9 protein-coding genes and 2 tRNA genes are annotated in these 12,003 nt (G+C 64.9%); 5 read left to right on the top strand and 6 right to left on the bottom strand.

What is annotated here, in order from left to right; genetic code table 11:
• Positions 1 to 229 precede the first annotated feature (229 nt).
• On the top strand, positions 230 to 1,507 hold the full coding sequence (locus VKP01_RS01895) for an APC family permease (RefSeq protein ID WP_324409942.1): 1,278 nt from the start codon (positions 230 to 232) through the stop codon (positions 1,505 to 1,507).
• Between the two features lie 373 nt (positions 1,508 to 1,880).
• Positions 1,881 to 3,173, top strand: coding sequence for a vWA domain-containing protein (locus VKP01_RS01890; protein ID WP_324409941.1), 1,293 nt, complete (start codon positions 1,881 to 1,883; stop codon positions 3,171 to 3,173).
• Between the two features lie 531 nt (positions 3,174 to 3,704).
• Here the strand turns inward: VKP01_RS01890 and VKP01_RS01885 are convergent.
• From VKP01_RS01885 to VKP01_RS01875, 3 genes are all read right to left on the bottom strand, one after another.
• Positions 3,705 to 3,780, bottom strand: a tRNA-Glu gene (locus tag VKP01_RS01885).
• A gap of 85 nt (positions 3,781 to 3,865) precedes the next feature.
• The gene (gene recJ, locus VKP01_RS01880; RefSeq protein ID WP_324409940.1) at positions 3,866 to 5,689 is read right to left on the bottom strand and encodes a single-stranded-DNA-specific exonuclease RecJ; all 1,824 of its coding nucleotides are present in this window, start codon (positions 5,687 to 5,689) and stop codon (positions 3,866 to 3,868) included.
• Positions 5,690 to 5,710: 21 nt separating this feature from the next.
• Positions 5,711 to 6,157: a GNAT family N-acetyltransferase gene (locus VKP01_RS01875; protein ID WP_324409939.1), complete on the bottom strand. Its 447-nt coding sequence runs from the start codon at positions 6,155 to 6,157 to the stop codon at positions 5,711 to 5,713.
• Between the two features lie 198 nt (positions 6,158 to 6,355).
• Between VKP01_RS01875 and VKP01_RS01870 the strand changes: the two genes are divergently transcribed.
• Complete coding sequence (locus VKP01_RS01870) at positions 6,356 to 6,601, top strand: (2Fe-2S)-binding protein (protein ID WP_074445297.1); 246 nt, start codon at positions 6,356 to 6,358, stop codon at positions 6,599 to 6,601.
• A 104-nt stretch (positions 6,602 to 6,705) separates the two neighbouring features.
• Positions 6,706 to 7,182: a bacterioferritin gene (gene bfr, locus VKP01_RS01865; protein ID WP_324409938.1), complete on the top strand. Its 477-nt coding sequence runs from the start codon at positions 6,706 to 6,708 to the stop codon at positions 7,180 to 7,182.
• 30 nt (positions 7,183 to 7,212) lie between these two features.
• On the opposite strand, the gene VKP01_RS01860 is transcribed toward bfr, so the two are convergent.
• From VKP01_RS01860 to VKP01_RS01850, 3 genes are read right to left on the bottom strand one after another with little or no spacing between them, the layout of a single operon-like run.
• The gene (locus VKP01_RS01860) at positions 7,213 to 7,767 is read right to left on the bottom strand and encodes a hydrolase (protein WP_324409937.1); all 555 of its coding nucleotides are present in this window, start codon (positions 7,765 to 7,767) and stop codon (positions 7,213 to 7,215) included.
• 37 nt (positions 7,768 to 7,804) lie between these two features.
• Positions 7,805 to 10,519 carry an AAA family ATPase gene (locus tag VKP01_RS01855; RefSeq protein WP_324409936.1) on the bottom strand — a complete coding sequence of 905 codons (2,715 nt, stop codon included), beginning with the start codon at positions 10,517 to 10,519 and terminating at the stop codon, positions 7,805 to 7,807.
• The gene (locus tag VKP01_RS01850) at positions 10,516 to 11,634 is read right to left on the bottom strand and encodes a DNA repair exonuclease (protein ID WP_324409935.1); all 1,119 of its coding nucleotides are present in this window, start codon (positions 11,632 to 11,634) and stop codon (positions 10,516 to 10,518) included. The genes VKP01_RS01855 and VKP01_RS01850 overlap by 4 nt, the downstream gene beginning before the upstream one ends.
• A 163-nt stretch (positions 11,635 to 11,797) precedes the next feature.
• Here VKP01_RS01850 and VKP01_RS01845 point away from each other — a divergent pair.
• Positions 11,798 to 11,873 (top strand) — tRNA-Asn (locus tag VKP01_RS01845).
• The last annotated feature ends 130 nt before the right edge of the window (positions 11,874 to 12,003 follow it).

Genomic DNA, 12,003 nt, shown 5'->3' with positions numbered 1-12,003 from the left:
CTCGAGCTCTTGTTTCGGCGCTGGCCCGAAGAAGTGCGCTCATGAAGGCTCCTGCGGCTGCGGTGGCGTTCAGCCCTTGACCGATACGACCGGGGCACAGGGATTGTGACATTGCGCGAGCGTTTGACCGTAAGGGGGCAGGGTGATGGCACTTGCGGGTGAAGCATCCTTTCGGTGGGGCCGACAGCAAACGCGGGAACCATCGCTCCGGCATGCAGTTGTCTGCGGGATGTCTCGAGCCACACAACACGATTCCGGACTCGATCGCTCCATTGGGCTGTGGCAACTGGTTTTCTACGGATCGGGCACGATCCTCGGGGCCGGTATCTTTGTGGTCGTCGGTGAAGTGCTGGGCGTGGCCGGTGCACTGACGCCGTTTGCCTACGCGCTTGCCGCTGTCGTCGCGATAACGTCCGCCTTGTCCTTCGCCGAGATGGGTGCGCGCATTCCCACTGCCGGCGGACCGATCGATTATCTGGAGCGCGCGTTTTACATACGCTGGCTCGGCTCCGGGGCGGGCTGGGTGCTGATGGTGGCGAATACGGTGTCAGCTGCGACCATCGTCACTGGATTCGTCGCCTATCTCGACAGTTTCGCCTCGGTTCCCGGCTGGATCGCGACGGTTGGCCTCATAATCGTGCTCGGCGGGATCGCCATTGCCGGCATGAAGGAGAGTTCCTGGCTGATGACGGTGACGACGATCATCGGCATTACCGCTCTTCTCGCCGTATTGTGGGCGCTGCGAGATGCCTTGATGGCATTTCCGGGCGCGCTGCTTTCGGGCCCGGCTGGGGACACGGGCGGGGAGGCGGGCGCGGTGGCGTTCTCCTTCGGCTTCGACGGCTTCGGCATGCTGTTTGCCGGCGCCATCCTCGCGGTCTATTCCTTCATCGGCTTCGGTGACATGGCACAGACGGCGGAAGAGGTGCGCGATGTGAAGCGCAATCTGCCGCGAGCCATGATGATATCGCTCGGCATCGTCTTCGTCTTCTACATGCTGATTGCAATGGCGCTGGTCGGTACGGGTGCGTTCGACATCATCGCCGGGGCGTCGGCGCCGCTGGTGAAGGCGGTGGAACTCGCCGGCTGGCCGGGGCTGCCGATTGCGATTGCCAGTCTTTTCGTCATCGTCAACGGGGCGCTGACCCAGATCATCGCCGCGTCGCGGCTTCTTCTGGATATCGCGCGCGACAGTCGCGGTGCGCCCGCCGTTTTCGCCATGGTCAACGGCAAGACCGATACACCGATTCCGGCGACGCTCGTCATTGTGGCACTCGTGCTGCTGCTGGCCTTGCTGGTGCCGCTCAAATCGCTTGCGGAAACGACGAGTTTCGCGATCCTGATCGTTTTTCTTGGGGTGAACCTGTCGCTGATCCGCATGAAGTGGCGCAGCCAGCCGGACGACGTGCCCGACATCCCCGTCTTCGTGCCGGTCATTGGCGCCATCGCATCTGCTGCCGCCATCATCGGGCAGATCGTCCAGTTCGGTTTCGGTGTCGTTGCCTGAGCAGGCAGAGGCTGCGAGGGGCCGTGACGGGCAAGCAAGTCCGGAGATCGGCCCTTGAACTGCCATATGGCCGAGCATTCTGCCGCCGGTATCATGACCAGGTTACGCGTGACCTGAAGCCCTTATTCGGCCTGATGCCGGACTTGATCCGTGTGCTGAGTCAGTTAGCCTCGCGCCAAGGGACAGGATGCTCGGAAAGGGCCGTTATGGTGATCATTGCATGCTCTGCATGTCAGCGCGCTTGATTTGCGCTTGTGTCGCTCGTTCGTCCCAGGCGCGCATGTTCTTTCGCCGGGCTGATCTGCCTTCCCCGATCCAGAAATTCGCGGAAAGGACAACCATGAGAGATCACAAGCTTTCAAGGCCTGCGACCATGGCGTTTCTGCTCGCCATCACGGTCGTAATGCCCGTGGCGGCCCAGGAAATGCCACGCACGATGCTCGTTCTCGACGGCTCGGGCAGCATGTGGGGGCAGATCGATGGCAAAGCCAAGATCGAGATTGCCCGAACTGCCATTGGTGGCATGCTTGACGACTGGCAGGGCGACCGTGAAATCGGGCTCATGGCGTATGGCCATCGCGAACAGGGCGACTGCGCCGATATCGAGACCCTGCAAGCGCCAGCTTCGTTGGACCGCGAAGCATTCGACGGCTTTCTCGGGAGCATAACCCCGCTCGGACGCACACCTTTGACACAAGCCACGCGCGAGGCGGCCGAAGCGTTGTCCTATACTGATGCGCCGGCAACGGTCATCCTGGTCAGTGACGGGCGCGAGACCTGCAATGCCGACCCCTGCGAAGTCGCCGCGACGCTTGAGCGCGCCGGTACGGATTTCACCGCCCATGTCATCGGCTTCGATGTCGATGACGCGGCACAGGCTGAGCTCTCATGCCTCGCGGAGGCGACGGGCGGAATTTATCTTACCGCTGCCAACGCGGCTGAACTCGCCGGCGCCCTCACAGAAGTCGCGGAAGTCGCGCCCGAGCCGGAAGCGGCCCTGATTGACGACGATTTCGACCGTGACGCGCTGGGCGAAAGCTGGCAAGTCATCAACCCCGACCCCAACAGCTACATCCTCGAGGACAGTACGCTTCTGACCTTGACCGCCGCGTCCACCCAGATTGGCAAGGAGAACCAGACGAATGTCTTCCGCTGGGTCGGCCAGCCCCTGCCGGAAGGTGACTGGGACATGGCAGTGGACTTCACCTCCAAGTTCACGACGCGGCGCTCGATCATCGAGATTGGCCTCTATGATGATCTGGAGAACTTCGTCTCCGCCTCACTTTATGGTGACGGGACCTCGAATGACAGGATCATGCTCCAGGTGAAATCCTCGGTCGCCGGCGATGTGGCGCGCGCGAACGTGACCTTCGCCGATGATGCGTGTTGCCCGCGCGATTACGATATCGACGCCGTGATGGCCGCGCTGGAAGAGCAGGGTGGAACGCTGATCTTTCGCAAGCGTGGACGCGATTACTCTGCTGCCTTGATGACCGAGGGCTGGACCCCGCGAGAGGGTCAGGCGAATCCGCTCGAAACCGAGCGCCTGAGCGTCCTGCGCGCCGATGGCGGACCGGTCCTGTTCTCCGGAACCTGGGGACGCGACTACGGCGATCTGCCCCAGACCACGACAGCCTTCGATCGCTTCAGCGTGACGCCGCGTTGACGTGGCTGACAAAAACCGCCCGAGCGCATCGCCGGTTTCGCTGCGCGCTCGGGCGGCTGTCTCGTCTGTTGATGGCGTTCACGCCGCCGCGCGTGAGAATGTCTTCGCGGATCGAATTCCCGACCACCCAGGAAATTGCATGTCGATCAACGGTTTGGCTTGGAATGCTGACGCCGTTTGTCGCTGAGCCCCGGGCCGTGAAATATGCGGGTTCAGTCACGTCACACCGCCGGCACAACGGACCGCCGGCACAATATGAGCAATGGGGTTGAGCCAGGGTCCTCGAGCGGTTCTGTCCTGATGCGAAAGAGAATGCAGCCGGCATTCCTTGTGTTGCCGCGAGCCCTCCAGAGCGCATGCACACGAATTTGCTAACCTGTAGGCACGTCAGGCGTTGGAGCGGCCCGTTGTCGTGAATGGCGGAAACGGCCAAATCGGTACTTTCGCGACGCGACCACTTGCTCCAACGCATGAGCAGCTGCTCGAAACCATTCGGAGCGTAAACTTTGACATCGAAGACCGAAGATAATATGGCGCGCCCTACGGGACTCGAACCCGTGTTTTCGCCGTGAAAGGGCGACGTCCTAGACCGCTAGACGAAGGGCGCGGGTCGCGGCTTGGCGCGACGGGGGGTGTATAGAAGGGATTCGGGTGGGGGGCAAGCCTCTCTCGCACGCTTCATTCAAAATTTTTCACCCCGGTCGCGCGGCGTCGATGAGGCGCATCTCGACCCGCTCGCGACCGCCCCATGCGTTGCGTGAAAGCGTCCCGCAGACGTGCAGCGGCGTGCCGACTGCGCGCTGGATCAGGTTGCCCAGATCCGTCCCTGCTGCGCGAAAAGCGATCGCATCAATGGTTGCACCGCCACCATCGGCGAGGCGTGCGCGCAGATGGCCGTTGCTGCCGACCTCCCTGACACTCACGATGCGATGCTCCTGGAGCGCGAAAACCGGTTCCGGACAGCCGGCACCATAGGGGCCGGCCTGGTCGAGGGCATCCATCAGCGCGACCTGCGCGCCGGCCGCCGTGAGCGGTGCATCGAGCATCAGGCGATCGTTATCCGCCGCATCGGCGACATCAGTGGCGAGTCGTTCGGTGATATACGCTGCGAAAGTACCAAGGGCGTCAGCGGATACGGTCGCGCCCGCTGCCATGGCATGGCCGCCGCCCTTGCGGGCGATGCCGGCATCCACGGCTGCGCGCACCGCACGGCCGAGATCCGCGCCGATGATCGAGCGCCCGGACCCTGTGGCCATCCCCGCTTCATCGACGGCGAAGGCGAAAGCAGGGCGTCGAAAGCGCTCCTTCAGGCGTGATGCGGCGAGGCCGACAATCCCGGGATGCCACTCCGGTGAGGACGTCACGAGCAGTGCCGCCTGTGTGTCGTGGTGAAGCGCCGCCTCCGCCTGCGCCACTGCCTCGGCGACAGCATCCTGCTCGATGGCCTGACGCGCGCGGTTGAGCTGATCCAGCTCGCCGGCGATGCGTTGCGCCTCACCGGGATCGTGTGTCATCAGCAACTTCGCACCGAGCGCCGCATCGCCGATGCGCCCGCCGGCATTGATACGTGGTCCGACCAGAAATCCGAGATGCCAGGCCTGCGGTGCCGTTTCGAGCCCTGCAATGTCGAGCAACGCCGTCAGGCCGATGCGTCCGCGCTGGCGCATCACCGTGAGGCCCTGGCGGACAAAGGCGCGGTTGAGCCCGATCAGCGGCACCACGTCGGCGACTGTCGCCAGCGCCACGAGATCAAGCGCGCCCATCAGCGAAAATGCTTCTTCCGCAGGTGCTTGACCGGCATTGCGCAGAGCGCGATTGAGGCCGACGAGGGTGACGAAGACGACGCCTGCCGCGCAAAGATGGCCGAGGCCGGAGAGATCGTCCTGCCGATTGGGATTGACCAAAGCCGTGACCTCGGGCAACGCCTCCGGGGCCTGATGGTGATCGAGCACCACCACGTCGAGGCCGAGCCGGCGCGCCTCGGCGAACGGCTCGTTGCTCGCCGTTCCGCAATCGACGCTGACCAGCAACCGCGCACCGTCCTCGGCCAGTGCCCGGATCGCCTGGACATTGGGGCCGTAGCCTTCGGTGATGCGGTCGGGAATATGGATGCGCACGGGCACGCCGCAGGCCTCCAGGAAGCTCGCCAGCAAGGCGCTGGAACAGGCCCCGTCGACGTCGTAATCACCGAAGATCGCCACGGGTTCGCGGCTGTGAACGGCCTGGGCGAGGCGATCCACGGCGGGCTGCATGTCGCGCAGGGTGTCCGGGTCGGGCAGCAGATCGCGCAGGCGCGGCGTCATGAAGCCCTCGACCGCGTCGATGGCGACCCCGCGTCCGGCCAGCACCCGCGCCACGAGATCGGGCAGCCCGTGCGCCTGCGCCAGCGCACTTGCCAGCATCTCGCCACGCTCGTCCAGCCGGTACGCCCAGGCGCGCCCGGAAGCAGTGCGGCTTACGCCCGGAAACGGTCGCCCGGAAGAGGGGCGCGCGGCGATCGATTCGAAATCATTCATCAGGGCTGGGCGGACGGTTGTTCAGAAGATCTTGCGATATTGAATGAAGCCCGGCAGGTCGGCGACCTGGTCGTAGAGAATCCGCGCTTCGTAGTTCTTTTCCTGCGTGAGCCAGTAGACCCGCGCCGCGCCGGCTTCCTGCGCACGCGCATAGACTTCCTCGATGAGTTTGCGCCCGGCCCCCTTGCCGCGTGCCTGTGGCAGGGTGAAGAGATCCTGCAGATAGCAGTATTCGCCGATCGTCCAGGTTGAACGATGGAATATGTAGTGCACGATGCCGACCAGTTCGTCGTCCAGAAAGGCGCCGAGGGCGTACATGGGTTCGTTGGGATCATGCAGGCGATCCCATGTCGTCTGCGTCACCTGATCCGAGACCGATGTCTTGTAGAAGGTGAGATAGCCCTGCCAAAGCGGCTCCCATGCAGCGCGGTCATCGCGGTGCAGTTTCCTGATTTCGATCCCGGCCATCGCGACACTCCTTCCGATCACCCCGTCCGCGAAGATGCGTAGCAGATATCGGGTTCAGACGCATCCCGCCGGCCTGATGCGACATCCTGTCGTCGACAATCGGGTTCAAACTGTTTTCGCTTGCGCCTCCTTATTGGAGTGGATATGAAAAAGTTAGATATATCAATAGTTTAGACAGCTTCTAAACTGGAGTGAGCGATGATTGTCTGTTCCTGCAACGTCCTCTCGGACCGCGATGTGCGCGGCTGTCTCAACCCGGGCGCGGATTGCCCGCGTACCCCCGCCCAGGTTTATCGCTGTCTGGGGTGCTCTGCCCAGTGCGGTCGTTGCGCCCGGACGATTCGCAAGATCATGGATGCGACACTGCCCGGCATCGATCCCTGCGCCGGCTGTCCCGCCGCCTGCGAAACGCATCATGACGAAGCCATGGAGCATGCCGGCTGACATGTGTCATGACCCGGCACCCCGTGACGCGAGCGCGGCTATTGACGAATGCCCCACCGCAGCGTAGTAGATTTTTAGAACCATTCTAAACTCGGAGTGCTGTAATGAAGGGCGACAAGAAGGTCATCGAGTATCTCAATCGCGGGCTGCGCAGCGAGCTGACGGCGGTCAGCCAGTACTGGCTGCATTACCGCATCCTCGATGATTGGGGCTACAAGGACCTCGCGCAGTTCTGGCGCAAGGAATCGATCGAGGAAATGCACCACGCGGACAAGTTCGTGGAGCGGATCCTGTTCCTTGAAGGATTCCCCAATCTGCAAGAGCTCGACCCGCTGCGCATCGGCCAGTCGATCGAGGAGATTCTCGATTGCGACCTCGCCGCCGAAGTCGAGGCGCGCGCGTTTTATCTGGAAGCAGCCAATTACTGCGACAGTGTCTCGGATCGGGTCTCGAAGAACCTGTTCGAGGAACTCGCGGCAGATGAGGAAGGCCATATCGACTTCCTCGAAACGCAGAAGGAGCTGATCAGGCAGGTTGGCGTGCAGCTCTACGCCCAGAAACATATCGGCGGTCTGGAATGAGTGCACAGGCTGCCGGTCTCGCCCGTGGCCTCACCTGATCAGTTGCGAGAGCGCGCGGAAAGTCTCGGTGCCTGCGCGCTCCATCCACTCGAATACAACCATTTCGCTGTTGACGACGACGCATCCCGCCTGCCGTGCCCGGTCGATGGCGCATTCGCGGCTTTCCGGAACACGGCTGCCGACCGCGTCGGCCACAAGGAAAACCTGATAGCCTGCCGCCTGAAGGTCGAGCGCAGTCTGCAACACGCAGACATGCGCTTCGGCGCCGGCGACGACGATCTGGTTGCGCCCGACTTCCCGCAGGGCCGTGAAATGCGCGGCGAAGGCGGGATCGCGCTGAGCTGAGAACGTGATTTTCTCGTGGATGAGCGCAGTCGCGGGCAGGAGTTCGCGGACCGGCGCAACAGTCGGCCCCAGCCCGCGCGGATATTGCTCGGTCACCTCGACCGGGACTTCGTGGGCGTCGGCAGCGCGGATCAGGATCCCGGCCCGTTCTGCAACAGCGGCACCCTTATGAAGCGCTGGCATCAGGCGCTCCTGGAAATCGACGATCAGCAGGATCGAACGGTCGGCCTCGATGAGCATTGGGCTCTCCCCTGAACCATGACGTGACATCTGCAAATCAATCGTTGAGGCTCACCCCCTCGATCCGCAACATTGCGCCACCCAGTGCGGTGAAGGCGCGGTCACGGCAAGTGAGGATGATGACCTGCTGGTGGCGGGCGGCGCGGGTGAGGGCGTCGAACATGGCCTCAATCCGCCCGTCATCGGAGAAGACCAGGGCGTCGTCGAGGATGATCGGCGCCGGGCGGCCCTTCTCCGCAAGCATGGTGCCCAGCGCGAGCCGGACCAGCACGGCGATCTGCTCTCGGGTTCCGTGCGACAGCTGATCGTATCCCTCCGGCGTCCCGGCGCGGGCGAGGCCGGTCGGGGCGAAATCCTCGTTCAGATCGATCTCGGCGCCGGGAAACAGTGTGGCGAGATAGGGCGCGAGATGCTGCTTAACCGGCGCGAGGAAGCGCTCGCGCCCTGAGGCCAGCGTCGCGGCTATCGTCTCCTGCAACAACTGCAGCGCCTGAGTATTCTGCTGCTCGCGGGTCTCGGCGCGCGCGGCGAGGGCGGCTTCCTCGCGCGCAGTGGCGAGTTCTTCCTCAAGCCCTTCCGCCCCGAGCCGGCGGATGGCCTCCTCGTGCCGCGCCGCGTCGCGCTCGAGGCCGGCGAGATGGGCGCGGTGATTGTCCAGCGCCTCCTCGGTACGCTGCACCCGCTCCTGTGCGATCAGCAATTGATCTGTATCCGGCGTCGCGGCTGCGAGCACCTCGACCTCCGCCTGCTGGCGCGCCTGCGCCGCCTGCGCCTCGGTGAGCGCCGATTGGAGTTGTTCGATACGCTCGGGCGCGGCCTGTTCGGCGGCCTTGAGGGCGAGCGCATTGCAGGCGGCCACCGCATCATCGCGCTGGCTTGCGGTGCCGGATTTGCGCGTGCGCGCCTCGATCAGTCGCTCGCGCTTCGCCTGCTCCGTACGCTGCGCATTTTCAAGCGCCGTGCGCGCGTCGTCGAGGGCCTCGCGGCGTGCGCGCGTCGCGGTCCGCAACGCGGTCGGATCTTCCGCCAGCGCCGGGCCGTCTTCCTCTTCCTGCGCGATCAGCGCCTGCGCCTCGTCGATCCGCTGGGTCAGACCGGCGCGGGCGCCCTCGACATCCCCGTCATCACCGCCCGCCTGCCGGGCGAGCATGGCGAGGCGCTCTTCCAGCGCCTTGATCTCGCGGATCAGCGCGCGAGCATCGTCGAGCTGAGCCTCCGCATGGCCGAGATCGGTCACCGCCATCGCGGCGAGCGCCTTCGCATAGTCCGCCCGCGCATCCTCCAGTGCATTCCGGTCGCGCGCGCCTCCGGCGGGAATGATACGCAGGGAACCGATTCCTTCGATCGCGATGGTGGTCTCGCCGGTGAGCGGGCGCTCGTGGCCATCGGGGAGGGGGGTGCCGTCGATGCTCAGGCGACCGGCGCCCCCGGACGTGAGCGAAACCGCGAGGCGCGGGGCCTGCGCTTCGAGCCGCGCACCGACCTGCAAGAGCTTGTCATGCGCCGCCCGCGCGGTGTCGAGCCCCTCGCGAGTGACCGTGATGGCCTTGCGCGCCGCGCGTTTGTCGCTCAGCTCCGTGCGCAGACGGTCGATCTCGGCGAGGCTCTCACGCAGGCTCGCGATCGCGCCGCGCGCTTCGGTCCGGGCCTGCGCAGCCTCGGCCCGGCCCTGCGCAGCCTCGGCAGCAGCGAGGGCCTGTTGCGTGGCTTCCCGATCATCGATCCGGGCCTTCACGGCCTCTGCCGCCTTCGTGCAATCGCCCTGCGCCTGCTCTTCCGCCTGCGCCTGCGCGGCGAGAGCGTTTTCGAGCGCGGCCAGCCGGGTCTCGGCTTCCGCGAGGCGCGTGCGATAGCCCTCGGCATCAGCGAGGCGCGCTTCGGCGATTTCGCGTCGGCTCTTCAGCGCCGCGAGGGTGGATTGCGCGGTCTCCAGCTTCGCCCGCGCCGCGCGCGCGGTTTCGAGATCACGGATCGCGGCCTCTCGCCTTGCGCGCAGATCGGCCTCGCGGGCGGGATCGCGGGCGCGGGCGAGGTCTGCGCGCAAACGCGCGAGCGCAGCGAATTCCTCTTCGAGTGCCTGATGCCTGGCGTCAAGGTCCTGCTCACGTGTCCGCGCCGCCTGCGCCGCATCGATCGCCGCCTTGAGTGGTCCGCCCGCCCTGGGGCCGCGCGAGGTCATGCGCGTATCGAGATCGGCCTCGACCCGCTCCAGAACATGCCGCGCGCGGTCACCGCCGACCAGTGCGCCGACCTCCGCCGTCACCAGATCGGCCAGCGTGTTGCGCGCAGTGGCCGAAGCCTCGTGTGGATCGAACGAGCGTCCCTGTTCGACCCAGATCAGGCCGAGCGCACCGATATCCGGCTCGCCACGACCACTCCCCGGCGTGATCCCGAGCAGCCCCCAGACCGCCTCGTCAGCCTCGGCCCCGCGCGCGATGACCGCGCCGTCGCGGCTGAGTTCTGCTTTGTCGCTACGCATGAATTTTTTCGTGAGGCAGTAATCATGCTCATCAATGCGGAAATCGACGGTGATCTCCACCGGCAAGGCTGCATGTTCTGTTGCAATTTTTTTTATCGGTTCCCGTTTGCTATTGTGCCGCTGAAAAAGCGCCACGCGCAAAGCCCGAAACAGCGTCGATTTCCCCGCCTCGTTGGGCGCGCTGAGGATGTTGAGACCGGGCGAGAAGCCCGTCAGCCGGGTCTCGCGGGTGAAGCGCCCGACGCCGTTGACGCTGATTCCGGTGATGATCACGCCCGTTCCCCCGTGGTCACGAGGGAGTAGAGCCGCGTCAGCGCCGCTTCGGCCACCGCCCGCGCCTGCGGGTCGGCGCCGGCATCGTCGATCCGCCGGCCAAGTTCCTCGGCCACCTGGCGCAAAGCGCCGTCGAAATCGATCGCCTCGATATCGGCACGGCTCGGGCGCAGATGCAGGCCGGTGAGATCGTATTCGAGATGCGCGCAGGCCGCCTCCAGCCGCTCCAATACCGTTTCCAACGCCTGCCGCGCCGCGAGCGAGAGCGTGCCGGTAAGGTCGAGACGCAATACGGCTTGCGGCAAAGCGTCGATGGCGCGCCAGCGCGCGGCTTCATCGGCAACCGCCTCATCCGCCTGCAGATCCGCCCGCAGGCGCTGCCAGCGATAGCGCCCGACGATCTCCTCACGCACTTCCGGCTCGCCGCCACCGCGCAGGGTGACGACAAGCGCCTTGCCTGCGATCTGGCTGTCAAACCGGTCGGGCTCCGGTGTGCCGGCATAATGGACGCGCGGCGTGATCTTCAGCGTGCGGTGCCAGTCCCCGAGGGCGAGATAGGCGAGGCCGGCGCGTTCGGGGCGCTGCGGGTCGATCAGATTCGCGGCCTCGCCGGCACTGTCGAAACCCTGCACCGAGCCATGGGCGAGACCGATGCGAATGGCGCCGGGCGGTGTCGGCGCCTGGTCCATCCAGGCGGTGAGATCGTCCACCGCACTCTTGCGGGTGAGCGGGGCGGGCAGGAGCCAGACGCCATCGGCGATGGCGACCGGCTCGGAACTCAGATGAAGGTGGATATTCACTGGCGGATCATCGGCGGCGATCTGGTCCCACAGCCCATTGGGCCGGTGCGGATCGTGATTGCCCGGGAGCAGATGCCAAGTCAGATGCGGGAAGCGGCGCATGCGCTCCAGCGGCGCGCGGCGCGTGGCGGGGAGGGGGGTCTCCATGTCGTAGACGTCGCCTGCGACGAGCACATGCGCGGCCTCCTCGCGCATCGCAAGCGCGCCGAGCGCGTCGATCACATCGAGCCGCGCCTGCCGAAACAGCGCCTCGCGCTCGCCGAAACGGCGAAACACCTTCCCGATCTGCCAATCTGCCGTATGGATGAAACGCATGCCGAATCCGTTGGAACCGCAGCGAAGATGCCCCGTCCGCGCGACGCTGTCGAGGCAAAGCATGCGCCGCAAAGGGTTTTCGGCATGACATTGAAAAAATCGGGAGGGCTTGAAAAAACGGGCTTGCATCACAAAACACGTCCAGCTATACGCTCCCCAGCGATCCCCGATAGCTCAGTTGGTAGAGCAAGCGGCTGTTAACCGCTCGGTCGCAGGTTCGCGTCCTGCTCGGGGAGCCATATTTTCCAAGGGTTTCAGCCTCCCGGCAAAAAGTACGAAAAACCGAAAAGTACGGCATAAGTACGAAACCCGGTTTTGCTTGCGGAATAGGCCTTCCAGACGATGCCAGTAAGCCGCCGTGCCCGTGAT

It is taken from the genome of Saliniramus sp., from assembly GCF_035311605.1.
In the GTDB taxonomy this organism is placed as follows: Bacteria; Pseudomonadota; Alphaproteobacteria; order Rhizobiales; family Beijerinckiaceae; genus Saliniramus.
Note: the sequence above shows the minus strand (reverse complement) of the source record. Positions and strands in the feature narration are given on the sequence as shown.